This window comes from Bradyrhizobium sp. 25ACV, assembly GCF_054863005.1.
Genome location: NZ_JAVAYO010000006.1, coordinates 105,325 through 128,496, shown reverse-complemented (window position 1 = coordinate 128,496; position 23,172 = coordinate 105,325). Strand labels below are relative to the sequence as shown.

The following is a 23,172-nucleotide window of genomic DNA, read 5'->3' as shown; positions in this document are numbered from 1 at the left end:
CACAGACGATGGAGGGAGAGAGGAAAAGTGCCGATGCTCTCCTTTCTGTTCCGTCGCCTGCTGCAAACCGTTCCGACCGTGCTTGCCGTCGTGCTGCTGGTCTTCGTGTTGTTCAGCGTGGTTCCCGGCAGCATCGTCTCCTCCATGAGTGACGACAGCGATCCGCAGGTCGAGCTGCGCATGAAGAAGCAGCTCGGCCTCGACGATCCCGTTTACGTGCGTTTCGGCGTCTACATTGCCAAGCTCGCGACCGGTGATTTCGGCACCTCGTTCCGGACCCGCGAGCCTGTCACGACCATGATCGCCAAGCGGGCTTGGCCGACCCTGCAACTGATCTTCGCAGCCATGGCATTCTCGGTCGTGATCGGTGTGCCGCTTGGCTTCATCGCGGCACTGCGACCGGGCGGCATCGTCGATACGCTTGCCATGGTCGTCGCGGTGTCGGGCCTTTCCATCGCCAAATTCTGGCTCGGACTGGTTCTGATGTACCTGTTCGCGTTGAAGCTCGGCTGGCTGCCGAGTTTCGGCTATGGCGACGGCGGACTGAAATATCTGCTGCTGCCGGCCGTGACCCTCGGCGTCTCGCCGATGGCGCTGTTTGCCCGGACGACGCGCGCCGCCGTCCTCGAGATCATGACTGCCGATTTCGTCCGCACCGCGCGCTCCAAGGGCATGAGCGAGACGCGGGTGGTGAAGTGGCACGTGATGCGCAACGCGCTCGTCATCATTCTCACCACCGTCGGCCTGCAATTCGGCGCGCTGATGGGGCAGGCGGTCGTGGTCGAGAAACTGTTCTCGTGGCCGGGCATCGGTTCGCTGCTGGTCGACAGCGTCCTGCAGCGCGACATTCCGGCGGTCCAGGGCTCCATTCTCGTGGTGGTGCTGGCCTTTCTCGCGATCAATCTGCTGATCGACGTGCTCTACGGCGTGATCGATCCCAGGATCAGATACGCATGAAGCTCCGCGCCAATCTCGTCATCGGTGGGGTGTTGTTCGCGCTGGCGATCCTGGTCGGTTTGCTCGCGCCCTGGCTGGCGCACACCGATCCCGTCATGGACGCCAATTTGATGAACGCGGAGGAGCCCCCGAGCTGGACCTGGTGGTTCGGGACCGACGACCAGGGCCGCGACATCTATTCCCGCGTCGTGTATGGCGCGCGGGTCTCGCTGACGGTCGGTATCATCTCGCAGCTCATCAACAGCGTCATCGGCGTGGCCTTGGGGCTGAGCGCCGGCTATTTTGGCGGCTGGTGGGACGATATCGTCAACGCGCTGACCAACCTCATGCTCGCGATCCCCTCGCTGATCTTCGCGCTGGCGATCATGGCGGTGCTTGGACCTGGCCTGACCAGCCTGCTGATCGCACTCGGGCTGACCAACTGGTCCTTCACGTGCCGGATCGCGCGGGCCTCGGCGCTGTCGCTGAGGAGCCAGGGCTATGTGCAGGCTGCGACCGTGCTGGGCTACGGCGATCTGCGCATCATGATCACGCAGCTGCTGCCGAACATGCTGGGCCCCATCATCGTCATCGGCACGCTGGGCATGGGCAGCGCGGTGTTGTCCGAAGCCGCATTGTCGTTCCTCGGCCTCGGCGTCCGACCGCCGTTTCCCAGCTGGGGCAGCATGCTGTCGGAAGCCCGTGAGCAGATTACGACGGCGCCGTGGCTCTCGGTGTTTCCGGGCCTCGCCATCTTCCTGACCGTGCTTGGCCTCAACCTGCTCGGCGATGGCCTGCGCGACGTTCTCGATCCCCAATCGCGGAGCCGGCGGACATGACCGGAGCGCCGCTGATCGAAGTCGAGGACCTGCGCATCGATCTCGACGACGGATCGAGGCGCGTCGCGGCGGCCGAGGGCGTTTCGTTCCGCATCTCACGCGGCGAGACGTTCGGCCTCGTCGGCGAATCCGGTTGCGGCAAGAGCATCACGGCGCTGGCCTTGATCGGGCTGTTGCGGCCGCCGCTCTCGATCGGCGGCGGCGTCATCCGGTTCGAAGGACAGGAGATCCAGCACCTGTCCGCCGCCAGGCAGCGGGAGCTGCGCGGCAACCGCATTGCCATGATCTTCCAGGAGCCGATGACGGCGCTGAACCCGGTCTCGCCCGTGGGCCGGCAGATCGCCGAGATGTTCGTGCTGCACAAGGGCAAGAGCTGGCGGGAAGCGAGCCGGCTGGCGGTCGAGGCGCTGGCGAGCGTCCGCGTCCCCGCGCCTGAGCGCCGCGTCAACGATTACCCGCACCAGCTCTCCGGCGGCATGCGCCAGCGCGTGATGATCGCGATTGCGCTCGCCTGCGGTCCGGATCTCCTGATCGCCGACGAGCCGACCACGGCGCTCGACGTGACCGTGCAGGCCGAGATCATCGAGCTGATGCGGAATTTGTGCGCCGAGCGGGGAACGGCGATCCTGATGATCAGCCATGATCTCGGCCTGGTCGCGAACGTCTGCCGCCGCGTCGCCGTGATGTATGCCGGCCGCATCGTCGAGGAGCGCGGTTCGGCCGATATCTTCCGCTCGCCCTCGCACCCCTATACGCAAGGCCTGGTCGCCTCGCTGCCAAGGCTCGGCAGCCGCGCTGCGCTCGGCCGCACCAGGCTCAAGGAGATCGCGGGCGTCGTCCCGGCGATCACGAATTTCCCTGATGGCTGCCGGTTCAATCCGCGCTGCGCGCAGGCGACCGATGTCTGCCGAAGAGTCGCGCCGGAGACGGATCTGCTGGCGGCGGGCGGTCTGGTCAGGTGTCATCACCATGCATGAGCCGCAAAACATGCTGGGTGAGCGAAGGCCGGACGATGACCTCATCCTCAACGTCGAGGATCTTGCGGTTCACTTTCCGCTCGGCGGCGGCCTGCTGGGCCGCGGCAAGCTGCTCCGGGCCGTCGATGGCGTCGATCTCAAGCTGAAGCGCGGCGAATGCCTCGGCCTCGTCGGCGAGTCCGGCTCCGGCAAGTCGACGGTCGCATTGTCGATCCTGGGCCTGCTGACGCCGACGCGCGGTCGCATCGTGCTGGACGGGCAGGTCGTGAGGAGCAGGCAATCCGGCGATCGGAAGGCGTTGGCGCGCACCGTGCAGATGGTGTTTCAGGATCCCTACGCCTCGCTCAATCCGCGCCAGACCGTTCGTCGCACGCTGGAAGATCCCCTGCGTGTGCACGGCGTCACCGCGAAAAGCGAGATCGAGGATCGAGTCGCGACCATGCTGCGGCATGTCGGCTTGCGGCCCGAGCAGTCGGGCCGCTACCCGCATGAATTCTCGGGCGGTCAGCGCCAGCGCATCGGCATTGCCCGCGCGCTGATCCTCAACCCCAAAATCGTCATCTGCGACGAGCCCGTCTCGGCGCTCGACGTCTCGATCCGCGCCCAGATCATCAACCTGCTGCTGGAATTGAAGGACACGCTCGGTCTGTCCTACATCATGATCAGCCACGATCTCGGCGTCGTCGAGCACATGAGCGACCGCGTCGCCGTGATGTATCTCGGCCGTATCGTCGAGAACGGCCACTGGCGCGAGATCTTCGAACGCCCGGCGCATCCCTATACGCAAGCCCTGATCGCCGCCATCCCGGATCCCTTGCACCACGCCCCGCTGGCGACCACAGGCGGTGACCTTCCCAACCCGCTCAATCCCCCGAACGGCTGCGCCTTCAGCCCAAGATGCCGTTATGCCGAGGCTGTGTGCCGGAGCGAGCCCGGGCCGACGCTGGAGACGCGGGCTGACGGACATGCGGTGAGGTGTTGGCGGGCCGATGAGATCGGCGCAGCGAGCCTCGCTCCATCACCGTCACCCTGAGGTGGCCGCTTCTTCAGCGGCCCTCGAAGGGCGACGGCCCGGCTGCCCACCTCGGCCGTTCATCCTTCGAGGCTTCGCATGCGATGCTGTCGCATCGCCTGCTGCGCACCTTAGGGATGACGGGGTCATTGTTGCTTCTGCTTCTGTTTTGCCCAACGGGTCAAATCCCGGTGCGGTCACGCACTTGCGGCTTCGATAAGCAGCTGAACTTCCTCACAGTTTCTACTGTGCATGGGGTTGTTTTCGCAGTTTTTGTTTTGAGGGCTGTCTAGTCCGCCGCCTTTTCCCTCAGCCGCTGCGCGTAGACGTTGATCACCAGCGCTGCCAGCAGGATCAGGCCGCGGATCAGGATCTTCAGGAAGCTGTCGATGTTGACGTGGTCGAGGCCGTTATTGAGAACACCGAGAACGAACAGCCCGACGATGGTGTTGCCGATGCCGCCGCGGCCGCCGAACAGGCTGGTGCCGCCGACCACGACGGCGGCGATGGAGTCGAGCAGATAGGTGTCGAACTCGTTCTGCTGCGCGCTGCCGAAATGGGCGACGCCGAGCATGCCGCCGATGCCCGAGCACACCGCCGAGATCACCATGACGGCGCCGAGGATCAGCTTGACGTTGAGGCCGGAATATTCGGCCGCCTCGCGGTTACCGCCGACCATGTAGACGTAGCGGCCGAAGCGCGTGTAGGTCAGCACCAGATGCCCGCCGAGCAGCATCAGCGCGGCGATGATGACGAGCCAGGGGATGCCGCCGATCGAGCCCGAGCCGAGCGTGGTGATCATAGCAGGCACCTTGTAGGCGATCTGGCCGCGCACCAGCAGCGCCGAGATGCCGGCGGCGATCTGCATCATCGCCAGCGTCATGATGAAGGAGGGGATGCCGATCACGGTCAGCCCCAGCGCGTTGACGAGGCCGAGCAGGGCGCAGAGCAGGATCGACAGGATGATCGCGATGGCGCCGGGCAGCGGGATGTTGGCGATGTTGACGTAGGATTCCTGCAGCGTGAAATAGGCGACCGCGATGCCGGTGACATTGGCGATGCTGGCGATCGACAAGTCGATCTCGGCGCAGAGGATCACGAAGGTGAGGCCGACCGCGATGATGCCCGTGACCGACACTTGCGTGAGGATGTTGCCGAGATTGTCGAGCGTCGCGAAGGAGGGGCTGGCAAAGGCGAAGAAGCCGGACAGGAAGATCAGGGTGAGGAACGGGGCGATGTTGCGCATCTGCGAGCGCAGGAAGGGCGCCAGCCCGCGCGCCCGTTGCCCCGCCGCCAAAGCCGTCTCACTGCTCGCCATTGTGCTTCTCCGTCACGCCGCTTCCAGCAGGCGGTCCTTGCTGACCGGCTCGTTTTTGAATTCCCGCACCAGTGCACCGCGCTTGAGCACGAGGATGCGGTCGGCCAGCGACAGCACCGTTTCCGGCTCGGTCGACAGCACGATGATCGCAAGCCCCTTGGCGCGGAGGTCGCGGACGATGTTGATGACGTCGTTCTTGGCGCCGACATCCATGCCGCGGGTCGGCTCGCACAGCACCAGGAGCTTCGGCGGATAGGTCAGCCATTTTGCCAGCGCCACCTTCTGCTGGTTGCCGCCGGAGAGCATGCCGAGATCGAGGCCGACTACCGGCGGCCGGATCTGCAATTGCTCGACCTGACGCTTCGCGATATCGCGCTCCTGCGCCGGCTTGAGCAGCAGGGACGAGATGCGGTCGAGAATGCTGATCGAGATGTTCTTGTAGACCGGCTCCTGGTGAAACAGCATGTCACGCCGGCTCTCCGGCACCAGCGCCACGCCGGCGCGTCGCGCCGCCGCCGTGCTGGCAAAGGTTTTCGGCTTACCCTCGACGAGAAGCGCGCCGCTATCAGGCTTCAGCTTGCCGAACAGGATTCGCGAGAGCTCCTGCTGGCCGCAGCCCATGAAGCCGTAGATGCCGAGCACTTCGCCAGCGCGGGCCTCGAAGGAAATGTCCTTCAGGCTGCGGGCGAGCGACAGCTGGTCGACCTTCAGGACCACCGAGCTGTCGCTCGGCTGCGGCAGCAGCAGGTCGTCGGTGTAGCTGTGCTCGAGCGCTTCGCCACCGCGGCCGATCATGGCCTCGATTAGCGCGCCCTTGCTGGTGGCGGCGCTGGCCGTCTCGGCGACCTTCCGCCCGTTGCGGAACACGGTCACCGTGTCGGACACGCGCAGGATGTCCTCGATGAAATGCGAGATGAAGACGATGCTGGTGCCTTCTTCACGCAGCCGCCGCAGCGTTGCGAACAGCCGCTCGACCTCGGGCGGGGAGAGGGCGGAGGTCGGCTCGTCCAGGATGACCATGCGGGCGCCGGAGAACAGCACGCGCGCGATTTCGATCAGCTGCTGCAGCCCGATCGGCAAATCACCCAGCCGGCTCATCGGATCGACGTCGATGCCGAAGCGGGCGAGCTGCTCGCCGGCCTCGCGCGCCATGCGCCGCCATTGCACGAGGCCAAGGGCGTTGGTCGGCTGGTTGCCCAGGAAGACGTTCTCGGCGACCGTGAGATCAGGCGCGACAGAGAGCTCCTGATGCACCATGGCGATGCCGGCCGCATGCGCATCGCGCGCCGAGCGGAAATGCGTCTCCTTCCCGTCGATCAGGAAGCGTCCGGAGAACTCGGTGTGCACGCCGGCGATGATCTTCATCAGCGTGCTTTTTCCAGCCCCGTTCTCGCCGACGAGACCGTGGATCTCGCCGGGATGGAGCGCGAAGTCGACACCACGAAGCGCTTCGACGCCGCCGAAGCTCTTCGTGATGCCCTGCAGTTCAAGGATGGGCGAACGCACCTCGGGCATGGAAGCTCAGATCAGGAAGTGATCCTGCATCCACTGCATCCCGGCGGCGTTGGCTTTGGTCACGACCGGGCCGTCGGTGACGACGTTCTTGGGAATGCCCTGGCCGCTCTTCTCGCCGCCGACCACGGCGGAGACGCCCGCGATGATCGCGCCGCCATGGATGCGGCAGGACGGATTGCGGACGGTCGCGAACATGCGTCCTTCGCTCACCGCCTGGATCGCCGGCGGCATGGCATCGACGCCGCCGATCAGGATGTTGGTGCGGCCGCGCGCCTTCATGATGTTGGCCGCGGCGAGCGCCATGTCGTCATTGTGGAAGAACGCCGCGTCGATCTGCGGATACTTGGTCAGATATGTTTCCCAGAGGCGCGCGGTCTTGGAGACGTCCCAGTCGGCCGGCTGGGTGTCGAGCACCTCGATCCCGGGGAATTGCTTCACCGTGTTGGTGAAGCCCTTTGCGCGCCCTTGCGCGCCGGTGTGGCCGAGCGCGCCCTGCGTCATGATGATCTTGCCCTTGCCGCCCATCGCGTTGCACAGCGCCTGGGTCACCGAGGCGCCCATGAACTCGTTGTCGGGGGCGAGGAAGGAGTGGACGTTGATCTGGTCGAGCGGCGCGATCAGCGTGTCCATGTCGATCACGGGCGTGCCGGCGTCGATCATCTTCTGCACAGGCTGGGTGAGGGTGCCGATGCCGAAGGCCTGGATCGCGACGAAGTCCCATTTCTGCGAGGCCATGTTGTCGATCGCCGCGCGCTGCTTCACGGCGTCGAGCTGGCCGTCGAACCAGGTGACCTCGACGTTGAACAGCTTGCCCCAGAATTCGGCGGCTTGCTTTCCTTGCGCGCACCATGTGGCCTGCAGGCCCGCATTGGAAAACGCCGCCTTCAGCGGCTTCTCGCTTCGCCCGACCTCGGCGGCCAATGCGGGGGTTATGCCCATGCTGCCGAGGAGGGCAGCTCCGGCGCCGGCGGTCGCAGCCGCCTGAAGAAGATCGCGCCTCGTCTTCGAGAAATCTTTCGTCCCGGACATCGCTCGCTCCCATAAATTTTATCGTCGGCGCGTCATTGATTGCGCAACCGATGTCGAAAGTGTCTCACAAGAGTTGATGCCACTCAATCTGCAATCACACGCGCCATCGCAGTACGCCGCGTGGTGCAGCGCAAAGCGTCAGGCGGTCGTGCAGGCGAGTGCGTCGATGTCGACGAGCAATGTGTCCCAGGCTTGCGCGATCTCGATCGACCATTCATCGCCGAGCAGATCGCGCAGCGTATCCCTGATGATGGTGAAGAAGGCGGTGAACAGCTGGCGCGACGTCCCATAGGCGTCGTGCGAGGCGACTTCGCAGGCAATCAGCCGGAAATGCCCGCGGCGGTCACCAGCGAAATCGAGAATCGCCTCGATCGTCAGCGCGAGCATCGATCCCTTCACGAGGTCGCCGCCCTCCGAGCGGAACATCGCCTGCGTTTCGGGATGCTCGTCGAACAGGCGCTGGTAGACGAGGGGCGTGAGATCCGCGCAGCGCGAGGCCGCGAGTTCAAAGCTGAGTTCGACTGGATTGGAGGGCATATTCATCGGCGAAAGTGCCATGCGGACAAAAAAAGAGCGGGGCCCTGGCCCCGCTCAAAAATTGTGTCGACCCTATTATCCCCGATTCTAAGATTTGCTCTTGATTGACGGGGCGACGCTGCGTTTTGCGCGCCAGGGGCTCCTCCCGAGACTTGGACCACCAGACTTCGACCTCACGGCCAGCCTGAGCAAGAGGGATGCTAGATCAACTTTTCTCACTTGTCATCATTTTCGGCAACGAATGTTCAAAATTCGAGCAATAGACGAAATGATCGGGCTTTTTGCCCCGCAAGTATATGACAAATATAAGAAATCTGTGGATGTCGGGCCGTTTGATTTGGCTCAAATGCTGGACCCCGAGCCCATGGTGGGGTCGTCCGACCACGCTTTTCCGACAAATTTGCGCTGGGCCAAGAAGGCGGCGGAACTGATCTCGACTTGGGCCCGGTGCGGTGTTTAGTTAGCAGACGAACGAATGGTTCGGCGGATGCGCGCGCGGTTACAGAAATTCCTACCCTTGGTCCTGCTCGCCTTGGTGATGCAGGTGCTGGCGCCGATCGCCGCCTGTTGGGCGACGGGCCAAGCCATCGCCGATCCGCTGTCTGCCGCCGTCATCTGCCACAGTGCGAGCGATCAGGGTGGCCTCGACGATCGGACGGGCACCCCGACCGCGCATGCGGGTGCGTGCGCCCTGTGTTGCCTGGCCCAAGCGGGCGCGTCGCTCGATTCGCCGACGCACGCGGCACTCTCGATTCCCTTCCGCCATGCCGCGCGCGTGGTGTGGCAGCCGGCGGATGCGTCCGCCATCGCCGCTCCCAGGGGTTCGAGCGCTCAGGCCCGCGCCCCACCTCAATTTTCCTGACGTCTCGGCAAACCGTACCGTTGGCGCGCCGTTGCCGTGCCGATGGCGTGCTCAATGGACCGGCCGAGGTGCCGGATGTCAGGAATTCAAGAGATGTTACGCATTCGTGCGATCGGGCGTGCGGGCTTGCCCGTGCTTTTCGGGCTGGTGACCCCGATCGGTTCAGACGCGCTTGCCCAGGCTGCCCCGGAAGCGATTCCCGCAGTGACGGTCGAGGCGCCCAAGACGGCCCGTCCCAAGCCAATCACCCGGCCAGCGCGGCTGCGTTCCGCTTCGGCGGCGCGCGCAACGAGGCCGGTCGCGCCGATCGCGACCGACGGCGCCCAGGGGCAGAACAACACGATGTCCGCCGGCGCAGTGCGGGCCGGTTTCAATCAGGCGCCGGCCGGCCAGACCGCGACGACCATCGATCGTAGCCAGTTCGACAATCGCCCGTCGTTTTCGGTCGCCGACGTCTTGCGGGACAGCCCGGGCATTTCGATCAAACAGAGTAATGGCCCGCGCGATTTCGGCATCTCGATTCGCGGATCCAACGCGCGGAACGGTTTCGCTATCCGCAATCTCGTGATCTTCGAGGACGGCTTCCCGGTGACGCAGCCGGACGGCCTGTCACGCAGCGACCTGATCGACCCCCACGCCTACGGTGCGATCGACGTGATCCGCGGCCCCTCGTCGGCGCTCTATGGCAATTACGCGACCGGCGGCGCGCTCAATTTTCGCACACGGCCCGGCGGCACGATCGACGGCGTCGAATACGGCGTCGACGGCGGCAGCTACGGCTACCTCAACAATTACCTGGCGGCCGGCAAGAAGGTCGGGAATTTCGAGGGCTCGCTGTTCGTGAGCGACACAAGAGGCGACGGCTATATCGGCAATAGCTGGTTCAATACGCAGACCGTCAACTTCCTCGGCACGCTCAAGGCGACGCCGGACGACCGCTTCACGGTCAAGATCATCAACAACGATCTTAGCGCGCGGCTGCCGCTTCGGCAGTCGCTGAACCAGTTCTACACCAATCCCTTCCAGCAGGGGTGTACGACCGGTACGACGGCGGCGGCCGGATGTCCCACCGTGTCTCTTTTCAACAACGGCTTCAACGCAAGAACAGGCGTCGCCGCCGACAGAGACACCGAGACGGCGACGCAAGCAGGTCTCGGGCGCACCGATCGACGAACAATTGTCGGAGCACGATGGGAGCACGACTTCGACAACACGATGACTTGGCGGAATCAGTTCGTCTTCGACGACAGGAACATCAGCCAGCCGACCGGCGCGGCCAGCTCTATCGGCGATTTCCCTTCGTACAACTATATGAGCGACATCACGAAGCGCGGTGAAATCTTCGGCATGGAATCCACCACCTTGGTCGGCGCCTGGTACAATACACTCGTGGCGTCGAGCGATACGCGCAACGTCATGCCGGGCGGAAACGCCACGTTGGGACTGATCTCGGCCAACACCTTCAGCGATACATCCAATTACGGGATACGGGCGAGGGAGGAGCTGAAGCTCACTCCTGACTTGACCGCGATAGCCGGAATTGGATGGGAAACCACCGTTCTGAAGGGCGTCAATACCCTCTACAAATACAACACGTTCAACGTTCCGGTCGCGACGATACCGACGCCCACCACCGTCGATCGCAGGATCGAGAATACGGCTCCCGAATTGGCGCTGCTCTACAGGCTCAATCAAGAATGGCAGTTTCGCGGACGGGTAGCGGCCGGATATGGAACGCCGCAGGTGTCGAATCTGTTTGTTCTACCGAACGGTGATTTCGGCAACAACACTCAGCTCCAGACGCAAACCAACGTCGGATATGATCTCGGCTTCGATTGGACGCCAAGCAATGCGGTCAAGCTGAGCGCAACGGCATTCTACGAGTTCTTCCGGAATGAGCTGGTCAGTCAGGCCGCCAGCAATCCGAGCGCGAGCAACGCGACCTATATGTTCAACGCGCCGCGATCGGAGCACCGCGGCATCGAGCTTGCCGCCGACTGGAAGTTCTATCCGGGCTGGCGGTTCATGGTCGCCTACACCTATCTCGACGAGGTCTACACCGAGTATGTCGAGAACATCACCAATGGCGCCGTGTTCAGCTTCAACCGTGCCGGCAACAAAATTCCCGGTATCTCGCCCAACGAGCTGACGGCTCGAATTGGCTATGACGAGTTCGCCGGGCCGCTGGCAGGCCTCGGGGGCTTCGTCGAGGTCCAGTGGAAGGACTCTTTCTACATGGACAACGCGAATCTGCTGAAAGCGCCGGGCTACGAGCTGGTCAATGTGAACGTCCACTACAAGACCGACCTGGTGTCCGACACCTTCAGATCCCTGAACTTGTTTCTCGAAGTCAGGAATGTGTTCGACCGTACCTACGTCGCTTCGGCAAACAACATCTCCAATACGGTTACGGGGGCCGGCCTTCAAAATTCTGCGAGCGTGCTGGCAAACACGACGGGGTCGATCTATGCGGGCTCGCCGCGCACGTTCGTTGCAGGTATGAAGGTGGCCTTCAAATGATCCGGGCTCTCGAAGGGAATAGGGCCATGATCCGAACTGGCTTGCTCGCGATAGCCGCTCTCGCATGCCTGCAAGGTGCGGCGCTGGGGCAGATGCACGGCAAGCACGCGTCCGAAGCCGCGTGCGAGGAGCCGACGCTGCGCTGTGCGACCAAGGCGACGCCTGCCTTCGGTCCTGACGGCACGCTGTGGCTGGTCTGGATGGCGGGAGGGCAGGTCTCGGTCGCAAGTTCGCAGGATGCAGGACGAAGTTTCTCGACGCCCACGCAGGTCACGACGACGCGGCTGAACCTCGATTGGGGGCCGGATGCGCGGCCGAAGATCGTGGTCGACCACAAGGGGGGCATCGCGCTCGCGTTCTCGACCTTCAGGGACGAGGCCTTCAACGGTCAGGTGCTCACCACGCGCTCGGCCGACGGCGGGAAAAGCTTCGCGGAGCTGAAGCCGATCACCGCCAGCAACGAGAGCCAACGTTTCGAGGCGCTGGCGCTCGATCAGGATGGAACAGTATTTGCGGCGTGGCTGGACAAGCGCAATCGCATTTTTGCGAAGGAAGCGGGACAGAAGTACGAGGGAGCCGGGCTGTTCTTCACTTCGTCCAGCGACGGCGGCACCACCTACGCAGAAGCGAAGCTGGCGCGTGAGGGCACCTGCGAATGCTGCCGGTTGGGGCTGGCATTCGCTGCGTCCGGGCGGCCGGTCGTGATCTTCAGGAACATTTTTGAGGGCGGCGTGCGCGACCACGCGGTGATGACCTTCACGGACGTCGCGACGCCGGGTGAAGTCCGCCGGGTCAGCAATGACGATTGGCAGATCAATGCCTGCCCGCATCATGGGCCGAGCCTCACCGTTGCCCCGAACGGAACCTATCACGTCGCCTGGTACACCAACGGGAAGGCGCGGAAGGGATTGTTCTACGCCCACTCGCGCGACGAAGGCCGCACGTTCTCTTCGCCGATGGCGTTGGGGCGGCCGGATCGCAATCCGACGCGCCCCTTCGTGCTCGCGGGCGCGGCGGGGACGGTAATGGTCTGGAAGGAGTTCGATGGCGAAAAGACCTCGGTCCAGATGACGATCTCCCGCGACGATGGCGAGACGTGGTCGGCGCCGAAGGTGATATCGAGCACGACCGACACGTCCGATCACCCTTTGCTGGTCTCCAACGGCAAGCAGACCTACCTGTCGTGGATGACGAAGGCGGATGGCTATCGGCTCACGGCTATCGAGGACCAACCATGAGATTTCGATTTGCAGGCATTGCCAGCCTTGTCGTTCTGATCGCTTCAGTGGCTGCGCTCGGCGCATCTCCAGATCTGAAGCCATTCGAACGCGGCACCTGGCAAAGCGTTCTTAGGGGGCACGCCGGCCGTCCGGTACTCGTGCATTTCTGGGGTGTGACCTGTGGTCCCTGCAAGGTCGAGCTGCCGCTGCTCGGGCAGTTTGCCAAGGATCATCCTGACGTCGACGTCGTTACGGTCAGCGCCGATCTCGTGCCGAACCTGCCGGCCGCCACGCAATCAATGCTCGACAAGGCGGGTCTGGCGTCGACCGAAAATTTCATCTTCAACGACGGCTTTGTCGAGCGCTTGCGGTTCGAGATCGATCCGGCCTGGCAGGGCGACATCCCCAGGACAATGCTGATCTCCCGGGAAGGAACCATCACGACGATCGAAGGCTCGGCTGAAATTGCCGATCTCGAAAAATGGTCGGCGCAACAACGCCCCAAACACTGAAGTTCAGTCTGCAAAGGGAATACCGACATGAAGACAATCTCGAAAAACGTGCTGCTCGCTGCGTTCGCTCTCGCGATCTCCGCAGCACCGGCGCTCGCCGACGACGTCAAGGCCGGCGATCTCGTCGTCTCGCAGGCCTGGAGCCGGGCGACGCCGGGCGGCGCCAAGGTCGCCGGCGGCTATCTGACCATCGAGAACAAGGGCACGGCCGCCGACAGACTGGTCAGCGTGTCCGCCGATATCGCGGGCAAGGCCGAGATTCACGAGATGGCGATGGACAATGGCGTGATGAAGATGCGCCCGCTCGACAAGGGGCTCGCCATCGATCCCGGCAAGACGGTGAAGCTCGCGCCCGGCGGCAATCATTTGATGCTCCAGGAGCTGAAGGGCGCGTTCAAGCAGGGCGACAAAGTGCCGGTGACGCTGCAATTCGAGAAGGCCGGCAAGGTCGCGGTGTCCCTCGACGTCCAGGGCGTCGGCGCGCAGGCGCCTGGCGATGCCGGGCATTCAGGTCATATGGACATGAAGAAAATGCCGGATCACTCGGGAATGAAGATGAAATGAGACTGATCTGGACTCTCGGGAGACCGAACATGTCGAAGCAATCCTGCCTGATCCTGGTTGCCGCGCTCGCCGCCTCGCCGGCGGTGGCGCACGTGTCGATCGAGACCAAGCAAGCCACGGTCGGCACGTCCTACAAGGCCGTCTTCACCGTGCCGCATGGCTGCGCGGGCTCGCCGACGGTGAAGATCCGGGTGCAGATTCCGGAAGGGGTGATCGCGGTGAAGCCGATGCCGAAGGCCGGCTGGACCATCGATGTCGTCGAGGGCAAATATGCCGGGGAATACGACTATCACGGCAACAAGCTCTCCTCCGGCGTCAAGGAGGTGGCGTGGTCCGGCGGCAAGCTGCCGGACAAGAACTATGACGAATTCGTTCTCAGCACGTTCTTGACCGACAGCCTGAAGCCGAACACGGTTCTGTACTTCCCCGTCGTTCAGGAATGCGAGGCCGGCGTCAGCCGATGGATCGAAATCCCGGCGGCGGGGGCAGGGCATTCACATGAGGGCAAGTCCGAGGGCAAGTCGCCGGCGCCGGGCGTGAAACTGTTGCCAAAACCCTGATGCGCCTCTTCGCCGCGCTTGCGACGCTGCTCCTCGTTGCCGGCTTCGCAAGCGGTGCGTCGGCGCATGCGGCGCTGGTCTCGGTCGAGCCGGCGAGCGGCAGCATGCTTGCGACCGCGCCCAAGGCGGTGGAGCTGCGTTTCAACGAGGCGGTAACGCCGGGCGCGATCCGGCTGATCGATGGTAGGGGCAGGGCGCGGGACGATGCGCGCGTCAGCGCATCGGGCCAGACCATCTCGGTCGCGATGCCGGTGGATCTGCCTGAGGGGACCGCGGTCGTCAGTTATCGCGTGATCTCGCAGGACGGTCATCCCGTCACCGGATCGGTGATCTTCTCGATCGGCATGCCGACCGCGACGAAGCCTGCCGCCGCTGAGGATAGCGGGTTGAACGCGCTGATCTGGCTGGCGCGCGTCGGCCTGTACGTTGGGCTGTTCATCGGCGTCGGCGGCGTGTTCTTCGCGCGCTGGGTTGCGTGGTCGATGACCGGCATGGCTGTCCCGCGCATGGCGCTCGCGCTCGGTCTCCCGAGCGCGGTGGCGTCCGTCGGCGCGTTGGGCCTCGATCTCCTCGGGCTGCCACTGGCAGCCCTTGCGACCGCTGCTCCCTGGAAAGTCGCGCTCGCGACCAGCGCCGGCCCTGCGCTGCTGGTTGCCCTGTTTGCGATGCTACTCGCGTTGATGGCGCTGCGCAGTGCGTGGTACGCGCGTGCTCTTGCGATCATGGCGTTGGTTGGCGTCGGTCTGTCGCTCGCCGTGACCGGGCACGCCGCAACGGCACCGCCGGAGGCGTTGACCCGGCCTGCAATCTTTCTCCACGGCCTCGGTGTCACCATTTGGATCGGTGCTCTCGCGCCGCTCGTGGCGCTGGTGTCGAAGCCGACGATTGCGACGCTCGCGATTGTGAACCGCTTTTCCCGCATTGCTGCGCTCGCAGTCGGCGTATTGGCCTTGACCGGCCTCGCACTCGCGATCGTGCAGCTCGAAAAGCCTGGAGCGCTGGTTGGGACCCGCTACGGGCTGATCCTCTCGGTCAAGCTCGTTCTGGTCACGGGATTGCTGGCGCTGGCCGCGCTCAATCGGTTCCGGCTGACTCCGGCTCTGGCGCGGAACGAGACAGGGACGCCCGCGCTCAAGCGCTCGATCGTGCTGGAAGGTACGATTGCTCTCGCCATCCTGGCGGTGGCCGCCGGCTGGCGTTTCACGCCGCCGCCGCGGACGATCGTGCCGGAGACGCCTTTGGCGATCCACATCCATAGCGACAAGGCGATGTTCCAGGTCCTGATCTCGCCAGGCAAGGCGGGGGCCAATGATGTCGTGCTCCAGCTCATGACCGGCGAAGGGACGCCGCTGGCGGCCAAGGAGGCGACGTTGACCCTGAGCCTGCCCGAGCGCGGCATCGAGCCGATGGAGCGAAGGGCCTCGCTCGGGCCCGACGGTTATTGGCATGTGCGCAAAGTCGAGCTGCCCTTTGCCGGCCGCTGGCACGTGCGGATCGACGCACTTGTGACCGACTTCGAGCAGATCACGCTCGAAGATGAACTCGACGTCACGCCGCCGTGAGACGCAGCTCGGGCCGAACCTGAAGTCCGACGGAAAAATGACAGGAATTCCGCTGCGTTAGCGGCTTTTCCTCATTCCCGGTCTTGTGTTTTCGCTCTCAATCCGGTTTCACTGCAACTCATCACTGATTCCCAGAGTATTACCATGCGGTTGTCGCGGTTCTTTCTGCCCATCCTGAAGGAAAATCCGAAAGAGGCGGAGATCGTCTCGCATCGGCTGATGCTGCGCGCCGGCATGATCCGGCAGGAGGCCGCCGGTATCTATGCCTGGCTGCCGCTCGGCTTTCGCGTGCTGAAGAAGATCGAGCAGATCGTGCGCGAGGAGCAGGACCGCTCCGGCGCGCTGGAACTGTTGATGCCGACGCTCCAGCTTGCCGACCTCTGGCGCGAGAGCGGCCGCTACGACGCCTACGGTCCGGAGATGCTGCGCATCGCCGACCGCCACAAGCGCGAGCTCTTGTACGGGCCGACCAACGAGGAAATGATCACCGAGATCTTCCGCGCCTATGTGAAGTCCTACAAGAACCTGCCGCTGAATCTCTATCATATCCAATGGAAATTCCGCGACGAGCAGCGTCCGCGTTTCGGCGTGATGCGCGGCCGCGAGTTCCTGATGAAGGACGCCTATTCCTTCGATCTCAACGAAGCCGCGGCGCGCGTCGCCTACAACAAGATGTTCGTCGCGTATTTGCGGACCTTTGCGCGGATGGGGCTGAAGGCGATCCCGATGCGCGCGGAGACCGGCCCGATCGGCGGCGACCTCAGCCACGAGTTCATCGTGCTTGCCGAAACCGGGGAATCCGGCGTGTTCATCAATCGCGATGTGCTGGACCTGCCGGTGCCGGGCGAGGACGTCGACTATGACAGCGACCTGACGCCGATCATCAAGCAATGGACCTCGGTCTACGCGGCGACGGAGGACGTCCACGACGCTGCGCGGTTCGAGCAGGAAGTGCCCGCGGATAAGCGGGTGAACACCCGCGGCATCGAGGTCGGGCAGATCTTCTATTTCGGCACAAAATATTCCGACGCGATGAAGGCCCTGGTGGCTGGCCCCGACGGCGTCGACGTGCCGATCCATGGCGGTTCCTACGGCGTCGGCGTCTCGCGCCTGCTGGGCGCTATCATCGAAGCCTGCCATGACGATGCCGGCATCAAATGGCCGGAGGCGGTCGCGCCGTTCCGCGTGTCGATTCTCAACCTCAAGCAGGGCGATGCCGCCGTCGATGCGGCCTGCGAGAAGCTTTATGCCGAGCTCACGGCCAAGGGCGTCGACGTGCTCTATGACGACACCGACCAGCGCGCCGGCGCCAAATTCGCCGCCGCCGACCTGATCGGTATCCCCTGGCAGATCATGATCGGGCCGAAGGGGCTCGCCGACGGCAAGGTCGAGATCAAGCGGCGAGCCGACGGCTCCCGCGAGACCATGTCGCCTGCGGACGCGGTCGCAAGACTTGTGGGCTGATAAGCCTGGTCGGCTGAATATTGTTCATCGCCCGATATCGCGGCCGCCAATCCGGCCACATTTGACCCCGAATCATGGGATTATCGAGCGATGGATGAGACCATGACCGAAACCGTGCAAACCGCGCCTTTTGCGCCATTCGAGTGGATGCTGTCGGCGCGCTATTTGCGGGCGCGCCGCAAGGAGGGATTCATCTCGGTCATCGCCGGGTTCTCCTTCCTCGGCATCATGCTGGGTGTGGCGACGCTGATCATCGTCATGGCCGTGATGAACGGTTTCCGCAAAGAGTTGCTCGACAAAATCCTGGGGCTGAACGGGCACATCCTGGTGCAGCCGCTGGAATCGCCGCTGACCGACTGGAAGGACGTCGCCGACCGCCTCAGCCAGGTCAAAGGCATCCGGCTCGCCGCGCCCGTGGTCGATGGCCAGGCGTTGGCGTCCTCGCCGTGGAACGCCTCGGGCGTGCTGGTGCGCGGCATCCGCTCCGACGACCTCAACAACCTCACCTCGATCGCCAAGAACATCAAGCAGGGCTCGCTCGAGGGCTTTGACGACGGGCAGGGCGTCGCGATCGGCCGGCGCCTCGCCGACCAGCTGTCGCTGCATGCCGGCGACAGCATCACGCTGGTGGCGCCGAAAGGCGCGGTCACGCCGATGGGCACGACACCGCGGATCAAGCCGTACAAGATCGTCGCCGTGTTCGAGATCGGCATGTCCGAATACGATCTCGGCTTCGTATTCATGCCGCTCGCGGAGGCGCAGGCCTATTTCAACCGCAGCAACGACGTCACCTCGATCGAGGTGTTCACCACCAATCCCGATCAGATCGTCGCCTTCCGCCAGGCGGTGACGGAGGCTGCGGGCAGGCCGGTGTTCCTGGTGGATTGGCGGCAGCGCAATTCGACCTTCTTCAACGCGCTCCAGGTCGAGCGCAACGTGATGTTCCTGATCCTGACCATGATTGTGCTGGTCGCGGCGCTGAACATCGTCTCCGGCCTGATCATGCTGGTGAAGGACAAGGGCAGCGACATCGCGATCCTGCGCACGATGGGCGCCTCGCAGGGCTCGATCATGCGCATCTTCCTGATCACGGGCGCCTCGATCGGCGTGGTCGGCACGCTGGTCGGCTTTGTCGTCGGCCTCGTGATCTGCCTCAACATCGAATCCATCCGGCAATTCCTGTCCTGGCTGACCAGCACAGAGCTGTTCTCGCCGGAACTCTATTTCCTGTCGAAACTGCCCGCCGAGATCGACGTCGGCGAGACCACGGCCGTCGTCATCATGGCGCTGACGCTGTCGTTCCTGGCGACGCTGTATCCGTCGTGGCGCGCCGCGCGCCTCGATCCCGTCGAAGCGCTGCGGTACGAGTGAGGGGTTGATGGAGCAGCAGCAGGGGGCGGAAGACGTACCGGTCATTTATCTCCACGAGATAAAGCGGCAGTACTTGCAGGGCGAGGTACCGCTGACGATCCTGGATGGCGCCAAGCTCGCGCTGTGGGCCGGACAGTCGGTGGCGCTGGTGGCGCCGTCGGGCTCGGGCAAATCGACGCTGCTGCACATCGCGGGGCTATTGGAAGCGCCCGATTCCGGTGAGGTCTATGTCTCGGGCGCGCCGACCTCGCAGCTGCCCGACATCGAGCGCACCCAGCTGCGCCGCACCGATATCGGCTTCGTCTACCAGTCGCACCGGCTGCTGCCGGAGTTTTCGGCGCTGGAGAACGTGATGATGCCGCAGATGATCCGCGGCCTGAAGAAGTCCGAGAGCGTCAAGCGCGCCAAGGAGATTTTGGGCTATCTCGGCCTCGGCGACCGCATCACCCATCGCCCGGCCGAGCTATCCGGCGGCGAGCAGCAGCGCGTCGCGATCGCGCGCGCGGTGGCGAATGCACCACGGGTACTGTTCGCGGATGAGCCGACCGGCAACCTCGATCCGCACACGGCGGACCACGTCTTCCAGGCGCTGATGCAGCTGGTCAAGGCGACCAAGGTCTCGATGCTGATCGCGACCCACAACATGGAGCTCGCCGGCCGCATGGACCGGCGGGTGTCGCTGTCGAACGGCCAGGTGGTCGAGCTCGAGTAACTAATTTTGCGAAAACAACCCCATGCACAGTAGCCAAGTGCTTGGCTGGCCTTGCGAAAAAAATCGGCGACGGCGCTCTGCCGTGCCCCTAAATCGCGATGCGATTAGGATGAACCGTCATCGCGGTTTAGGTTGGTGTTTAAGCATAATCTTTTCGGAAAACCGCTGCGCACTTTTCCGGATCATGCTTTAGGGCTCAAGGCCGGATCACCGTCATTTTGAACGGCCCGCCATTGGCCGCGGCGTGTGCCACCGCCTCGTTGGCGTGGTCGAGGTCGAAGGCCGTCGTCTCATATTCCTCCAGCCTGAGCAGTCCCGCACGTACCAGCGCGATCAGACGGCTCGCGGCATCCGGCGGGTACATCCAGACGCCGTGGATGCTGATGCAGTTGCGCATGATCCAGGGATAGGGCAACTCGAGGCCCGCGCCGCCGGCCATGCCGACGCCGCCCATCAGCACGACGCGTCCATAGGGGCGCACCGTCATGATCGCCGCACGCACGACGTCGGTGCTCACGGAGGGCGGCATGATGTCGAACACACAATCGATCGGGCCGGGCGCTGCGCGCTTCATCGCCTCGCGGTCGTGATCTTCATTGCCCGTAAGCTTGACCGGTTGCACGCGGGTGCCGAAGCGGCGGACGAGGTCGGCGAGGACTTTCTCGTTGCGACCCGGCGTGACCACGCAGGCCGCGCCCATTGCGAGTGCGACCGAGACGGCCGCGCTGCCGAAATTGCCGGTGGCCCCGCTCACCAGCACGGTCTCGCCTGGTCGCAGGTTGGCGGCAAGAAAGCCGCCATAGGGCACCAGCAGCGTGCCCAGTGCGCACCATTGTGTGGCTTCCTCCGGCGTGATCGCGCCGAGCCGCTTCACATTCTCGGTCGGCAGGCGCATCTGCTCGGCAAAGGAGCCGTGGCGAAAGTGCTGTTGCAGACGCATGCCGCCGGGGCCGGCGGCGGTGAGCCCCTGGAGGGCGATATCGGGCGCTACGACATCATCGCGCGAGCGCACCGTCGGGTCGCAAAACACCCAATCGCCGACGCTGAGCTTGGTGGCATCCGGTCCGATCGCGCGCACCCGGCCGATGCCGCCGGGACCGGGGATAACAGGCAGATCGAGCGCGTAATTGCGTGTCCCGTCAAAAACCTCGTTCATGTACGACAGGACGCGCGTGGCGATGATGTCGACAACGACTTCGCCGGTACCGATGGTCGGCTTCGGAACGTCCTCGATCACCAGCGGCGATCCAAGGGATTTGAGTACGGCAGCTTTCATGGATGTTCACCTCAAAGTCGCGGTGAATCCCATATGCGCCGCCTTGGAGGGGACAAGAAGGCCTGGTATTATCCTAGTATTACAAAGACCCTCCATGTTGGGAGCGACATCATGGCCGATCCGCGCCGCGTTGAATTCGGCGACTTCCTGAGGTCCCGCCGCGAAAAGCTGTCGCCGAAGACGGTTGGCCTTCCGGTCGGCCGGCGCCGGCGCACCGCGGGGTTGCGCCGCGAGGAGGTCGCGCAGCTCGCCGGCATCGGCGTCGACTGGTACATCCGCCTTGAGCAGGGCCGCACCGTCAGCCCGTCGGTGACCACCGTCGATGCGCTGGCCCGCGCGCTGCGCCTCAGCAAGACCGAGCACGCGCATCTGAAGGCGCTGGCGCGCGACGGCGCCAGGGGGGCGTTCACACGCGAGATCGTGCCGCCGCCCATTCGGCGGATGATCGAGAGCCTGCACCAGCCGGCCTATATTACGGGGCGCCGCTGGGATGTGCTGGCCTGGAACGCGGCGGCTGAGGAGGTCTTTGCCTTCGGTCAGTTGCCCGAGCAGGATCGCAACACGCTGCTGCTGGTGATGACCAACAAGCAGACGCGAAAATTCTACGGCGCGAGCTGGACCGACGTCGCCAGGAGCATGGTCGCGATGTTCCGCGCCAATCACGACGTCTGGGCCGGCGATCCCGCTTTCACGGAGCTGCTGGCGCGGCTGCGCCAGGGCAGTCCGGAATTCGTCAAATGGTGGGAAGCCCACGACATCCGCAACACCGCCTCGGGCCTCAAGACCATGAACCATCCGACCAGGGGCGTGCTCCGGTTCGAGCACACCAGCTTCCAGGCCAACGACGATCCCGCGCTGAAGCTCGTGATCTACACGCCGGTCGAGGCTTGAGGGAGGGAGCAGGCGTCAGCTCTTGAAGACTGATTTGCAAGCCGCGCGCTACGGCGCGGGCGTGGCCGCAGGCGTGGCGCTGACGTTCGGCAGGGTACCACCTACTGTCCATGGACTGTCCGTCCAGGGTGTCGGCCGCAGAGAATTCGCTGGCCAAGCCTTTGCCGGGCCTGTCGCCACCGAGGTGCACGATGTCCCGAGCTGCGTCCACACCGACGCCAAACCGGTCGTGTCGATGTTGAAGCTTGTGACGTCAGCCCGTCCCTCTGGTTCCGGCGTGGTTTCCCGGACCTGCAGGGAGTGCGAGGCCAGCACCGCCTTGACCATGTCGGGGTCGACGGCGCCGTTCCAGACCTCGTACTTCCCGAACCGCACCGGAGGCCCTCCGGCTTCCTTGCTCATGTCGGCGCTGGCAGCGATCAGGATCGTTTTCTTGCCGGCAGCCGATGCGTCGATCTCACCCGCGAACATCAGCGGCACGCGCTTCTTGTTTTCGCAATACAGGCGCCATTCCATGGTCCGGAACGAGGCGTCGCTCTCCTTCTTCACCGCGGCGATCTTGCTGATGAACGGTCGCGCTCCCTTTTCCAGCCGCCACATCGTCTCGGCCAGCGGTCGCGTGTCGATCCCGAACCGGTAGAGCTCGGGCCGCGTCAGCACCTGCAGGCTTTCAAACTTCACGGTGCTGATCAGCGCATCGAGCTCGCGGCTGATTCCCATCGCCGCAATGAACGCGGCGCGGTCGCGGTCGGCGCCGGCGATCCGGCGCCGCCGCGCTTCGGCGACCACTTCCGGAGGCGGATTGCCTCGAAACCGGAGGATGAGCCTGGAGTTATGGACCGCCAGCGCGGCATCGGGCGCAACCTCGCGAGAGGTCGCTCCAAGAAACAGGTAGCCGCAGGCCGAGTTGCACGTCGCATGATAGGTGCTGAGTTCGGCCTCGACCTCGCCGTTCCCGTTCTTGATCTTCAGGCATGCGGCGTCGATCTGCGTGCCCGCGGCGCACGCCGTCGCGATCGTCCGGCCAACCCGGGCGATCGCCTTGCGGCTGCGTAGCAGCCGGGCGATCACATAGGACTGCTCCACGTTTCCACCAGGCGAATGGAGGTAGATCGGGCGCTGCAGGTCCTTGACGCCGGCGAGGAAGCGGCGAATGCGGGACGCTGCGTCCTGATCGATCTGGCCCTCGATCGCGATCCAGCGGTCGCAGCCCGGCCCGCACGCGTCGGGCGCGCCTTTGGCAAGATAGATCGTCAGCCTGGAGGCAAAGCCGGGTTTCTCAGCCGGCGCTGCTTCGGCACGCAATGCGCCGGGAAGCGACAGCAAGGCCAGCAGAAGCAATATTCGGGCGAGCATGAAGCGATCGACTACGTATGGTGAGGGACCGTGACTAACGCTATACGACGATCAGCGTGATCACAACTTTCGGTGGCATGACGGTCCACGTTTATTTCGCCGGGATCGGGAGTGGACATCTCGAACGCGCAGGGACGCG

The 23,172-nt window shown here is 64.2% G+C and carries 21 protein-coding genes; 15 read left to right on the top strand and 6 right to left on the bottom strand.

What is annotated here, in order from left to right; all coding sequences use genetic code 11:
- Positions 1-33 precede the first annotated feature (33 nt).
- Genes RAD04_RS15715 through RAD04_RS15700 form a run of 4 tightly spaced genes read left to right on the top strand, consistent with a single transcriptional unit; the run spans position 34 to position 3,785 of the window.
- Entirely contained in the window at positions 34-957 is a 924-nt protein-coding gene (locus RAD04_RS15715) for an ABC transporter permease (protein ID WP_038971434.1), read from the top strand.
- Positions 954-1,775, top strand: coding sequence for an ABC transporter permease (locus tag RAD04_RS15710; RefSeq protein WP_461624493.1), 822 nt, complete (start codon positions 954-956; stop codon positions 1,773-1,775). Before RAD04_RS15715 ends, RAD04_RS15710 begins: the two co-directional genes overlap by 4 nt.
- Entirely contained in the window at positions 1,772-2,752 is a 981-nt protein-coding gene (locus tag RAD04_RS15705) for an ABC transporter ATP-binding protein (RefSeq protein WP_461624492.1), read from the top strand. Before RAD04_RS15710 ends, RAD04_RS15705 begins: the two co-directional genes overlap by 4 nt.
- On the top strand, positions 2,745-3,785 hold the full coding sequence (locus RAD04_RS15700; protein ID WP_461624491.1) for an ABC transporter ATP-binding protein: 1,041 nt from the start codon (positions 2,745-2,747) through the stop codon (positions 3,783-3,785). Before RAD04_RS15705 ends, RAD04_RS15700 begins: the two co-directional genes overlap by 8 nt.
- A 268-nt stretch (positions 3,786-4,053) precedes the next feature.
- Here the strand turns inward: RAD04_RS15700 and RAD04_RS15695 are convergent, their stop codons facing one another.
- From RAD04_RS15695 to RAD04_RS15680, 4 genes are all read right to left on the bottom strand, one after another.
- Positions 4,054-5,082, bottom strand: a complete 1,029-nt coding sequence (locus tag RAD04_RS15695; RefSeq protein WP_461624490.1) for an ABC transporter permease — start codon at positions 5,080-5,082, stop codon at positions 4,054-4,056.
- Positions 5,083-5,094: 12 nt separating this feature from the next.
- Positions 5,095-6,597, bottom strand: coding sequence for a sugar ABC transporter ATP-binding protein (locus RAD04_RS15690; protein ID WP_461624489.1), 1,503 nt, complete (start codon positions 6,595-6,597; stop codon positions 5,095-5,097).
- A 6-nt stretch (positions 6,598-6,603) separates the two neighbouring features.
- Positions 6,604-7,626, bottom strand: a complete 1,023-nt coding sequence (locus RAD04_RS15685) for a sugar ABC transporter substrate-binding protein (RefSeq protein WP_461624488.1) — start codon at positions 7,624-7,626, stop codon at positions 6,604-6,606.
- 138 nt (positions 7,627-7,764) lie between these two features.
- Complete coding sequence (locus RAD04_RS15680; protein ID WP_461624487.1) at positions 7,765-8,169, bottom strand: globin; 405 nt, start codon at positions 8,167-8,169, stop codon at positions 7,765-7,767.
- A 481-nt stretch (positions 8,170-8,650) separates the two neighbouring features.
- Here RAD04_RS15680 and RAD04_RS15675 point away from each other — a divergent pair, with 481 nt between their 5' ends.
- From RAD04_RS15675 to RAD04_RS15630, 10 genes are all read left to right on the top strand, one after another.
- On the top strand, positions 8,651-9,025 hold the full coding sequence (locus tag RAD04_RS15675) for a DUF2946 domain-containing protein (RefSeq protein ID WP_271592590.1): 375 nt from the start codon (positions 8,651-8,653) through the stop codon (positions 9,023-9,025).
- 93 nt (positions 9,026-9,118) lie between these two features.
- The gene (locus RAD04_RS15670; protein ID WP_461624486.1) at positions 9,119-11,545 is read left to right on the top strand and encodes a TonB-dependent receptor family protein; all 2,427 of its coding nucleotides are present in this window, start codon (positions 9,119-9,121) and stop codon (positions 11,543-11,545) included.
- A 26-nt stretch (positions 11,546-11,571) separates the two neighbouring features.
- Positions 11,572-12,783, top strand: a complete 1,212-nt coding sequence (locus RAD04_RS15665; protein WP_461624485.1) for a sialidase family protein — start codon at positions 11,572-11,574, stop codon at positions 12,781-12,783.
- Positions 12,780-13,277 carry a TlpA family protein disulfide reductase gene (locus tag RAD04_RS15660; RefSeq protein WP_461624729.1) on the top strand — a complete coding sequence of 166 codons (498 nt, stop codon included), beginning with the start codon at positions 12,780-12,782 and terminating at the stop codon, positions 13,275-13,277. The genes RAD04_RS15665 and RAD04_RS15660 overlap by 4 nt, the downstream gene beginning before the upstream one ends.
- A 27-nt stretch (positions 13,278-13,304) precedes the next feature.
- Positions 13,305-13,841, top strand: a complete 537-nt coding sequence (locus RAD04_RS15655) for a copper chaperone PCu(A)C (RefSeq protein ID WP_461624484.1) — start codon at positions 13,305-13,307, stop codon at positions 13,839-13,841.
- Positions 13,842-13,870: 29 nt separating this feature from the next.
- Positions 13,871-14,401, top strand: a complete 531-nt coding sequence (locus RAD04_RS15650; protein WP_461624483.1) for a YcnI family copper-binding membrane protein — start codon at positions 13,871-13,873, stop codon at positions 14,399-14,401.
- The gene (locus RAD04_RS15645; protein WP_461624482.1) at positions 14,401-15,963 is read left to right on the top strand and encodes a copper resistance CopC/CopD family protein; all 1,563 of its coding nucleotides are present in this window, start codon (positions 14,401-14,403) and stop codon (positions 15,961-15,963) included. The genes RAD04_RS15650 and RAD04_RS15645 overlap by 1 nt, the downstream gene beginning before the upstream one ends.
- Before the next feature lie 144 nt (positions 15,964-16,107).
- The gene (gene proS, locus RAD04_RS15640; RefSeq protein WP_018320182.1) at positions 16,108-17,427 is read left to right on the top strand and encodes a proline--tRNA ligase; all 1,320 of its coding nucleotides are present in this window, start codon (positions 16,108-16,110) and stop codon (positions 17,425-17,427) included.
- 90 nt (positions 17,428-17,517) lie between these two features.
- A complete protein-coding gene (locus RAD04_RS15635; protein ID WP_018320183.1) occupies positions 17,518-18,798 on the top strand; it encodes a lipoprotein-releasing ABC transporter permease subunit in 1,281 nt (426 codons plus the stop codon).
- A gap of 7 nt (positions 18,799-18,805) precedes the next feature.
- The gene (locus RAD04_RS15630) at positions 18,806-19,510 is read left to right on the top strand and encodes an ABC transporter ATP-binding protein (protein ID WP_018320184.1); all 705 of its coding nucleotides are present in this window, start codon (positions 18,806-18,808) and stop codon (positions 19,508-19,510) included.
- Positions 19,511-19,706: 196 nt separating this feature from the next.
- Here RAD04_RS15630 and RAD04_RS15625 read toward each other — a convergent pair whose 3' ends face one another.
- Positions 19,707-20,786 (bottom strand): zinc-binding dehydrogenase, encoded by a 1,080-nt coding sequence (locus RAD04_RS15625; RefSeq protein ID WP_461624481.1) that lies wholly within the window; start codon positions 20,784-20,786, stop codon positions 19,707-19,709.
- A gap of 111 nt (positions 20,787-20,897) precedes the next feature.
- Here RAD04_RS15625 and RAD04_RS15620 point away from each other — a divergent pair, with 111 nt between their 5' ends.
- Complete coding sequence (locus tag RAD04_RS15620; protein WP_461624480.1) at positions 20,898-21,677, top strand: helix-turn-helix transcriptional regulator; 780 nt, start codon at positions 20,898-20,900, stop codon at positions 21,675-21,677.
- A gap of 48 nt (positions 21,678-21,725) precedes the next feature.
- Here RAD04_RS15620 and RAD04_RS15615 read toward each other — a convergent pair whose 3' ends face one another.
- Positions 21,726-23,033 (bottom strand): hypothetical protein, encoded by a 1,308-nt coding sequence (locus RAD04_RS15615; protein WP_461624479.1) that lies wholly within the window; start codon positions 23,031-23,033, stop codon positions 21,726-21,728.
- Positions 23,034-23,172 lie beyond the last annotated feature (139 nt).

Bases quoted from the DNA above. Each gene is read 5' to 3' on its own strand.
- RAD04_RS15655 (WP_461624484.1), top strand. From the start codon at position 13,305: ATGAAGACAATCTCGAAAAACGTGCTGCTCGCTGCGTTCGCTCTCGCG.
- RAD04_RS15650 (WP_461624483.1), top strand. From the start codon at position 13,871: ATGTCGAAGCAATCCTGCCTGATCCTGGTTGCCGCGCTCGCCGCCTCG.
- RAD04_RS15705 (WP_461624492.1), top strand. From the start codon at position 1,772: ATGACCGGAGCGCCGCTGATCGAAGTCGAGGACCTGCGCATCGATCTC.
- RAD04_RS15675 (WP_271592590.1), top strand. From the start codon at position 8,651: ATGCGCGCGCGGTTACAGAAATTCCTACCCTTGGTCCTGCTCGCCTTG.
- RAD04_RS15635 (WP_018320183.1), top strand. From the start codon at position 17,518: ATGGATGAGACCATGACCGAAACCGTGCAAACCGCGCCTTTTGCGCCA.
- RAD04_RS15685 (WP_461624488.1), bottom strand. From the start codon at position 7,626: ATGTCCGGGACGAAAGATTTCTCGAAGACGAGGCGCGATCTTCTTCAG.
- RAD04_RS15625 (WP_461624481.1), bottom strand. From the start codon at position 20,786: ATGAAAGCTGCCGTACTCAAATCCCTTGGATCGCCGCTGGTGATCGAG.
- RAD04_RS15700 (WP_461624491.1), top strand. From the start codon at position 2,745: ATGCATGAGCCGCAAAACATGCTGGGTGAGCGAAGGCCGGACGATGAC.
- RAD04_RS15615 (WP_461624479.1), bottom strand. From the start codon at position 23,033: ATGCTCGCCCGAATATTGCTTCTGCTGGCCTTGCTGTCGCTTCCCGGC.
- RAD04_RS15695 (WP_461624490.1), bottom strand. From the start codon at position 5,082: ATGGCGAGCAGTGAGACGGCTTTGGCGGCGGGGCAACGGGCGCGCGGG.
- proS (WP_018320182.1), top strand. From the start codon at position 16,108: ATGCGGTTGTCGCGGTTCTTTCTGCCCATCCTGAAGGAAAATCCGAAA.
- RAD04_RS15660 (WP_461624729.1), top strand. From the start codon at position 12,780: ATGAGATTTCGATTTGCAGGCATTGCCAGCCTTGTCGTTCTGATCGCT.
- RAD04_RS15620 (WP_461624480.1), top strand. From the start codon at position 20,898: ATGGCCGATCCGCGCCGCGTTGAATTCGGCGACTTCCTGAGGTCCCGC.
- RAD04_RS15645 (WP_461624482.1), top strand. From the start codon at position 14,401: ATGCGCCTCTTCGCCGCGCTTGCGACGCTGCTCCTCGTTGCCGGCTTC.
- RAD04_RS15715 (WP_038971434.1), top strand. From the start codon at position 34: ATGCTCTCCTTTCTGTTCCGTCGCCTGCTGCAAACCGTTCCGACCGTG.
- RAD04_RS15665 (WP_461624485.1), top strand. From the start codon at position 11,572: ATGATCCGAACTGGCTTGCTCGCGATAGCCGCTCTCGCATGCCTGCAA.
- RAD04_RS15630 (WP_018320184.1), top strand. From the start codon at position 18,806: ATGGAGCAGCAGCAGGGGGCGGAAGACGTACCGGTCATTTATCTCCAC.
- RAD04_RS15670 (WP_461624486.1), top strand. From the start codon at position 9,119: ATGTTACGCATTCGTGCGATCGGGCGTGCGGGCTTGCCCGTGCTTTTC.
- RAD04_RS15680 (WP_461624487.1), bottom strand. From the start codon at position 8,169: ATGAATATGCCCTCCAATCCAGTCGAACTCAGCTTTGAACTCGCGGCC.
- RAD04_RS15710 (WP_461624493.1), top strand. From the start codon at position 954: ATGAAGCTCCGCGCCAATCTCGTCATCGGTGGGGTGTTGTTCGCGCTG.
- RAD04_RS15690 (WP_461624489.1), bottom strand. From the start codon at position 6,597: ATGCCCGAGGTGCGTTCGCCCATCCTTGAACTGCAGGGCATCACGAAG.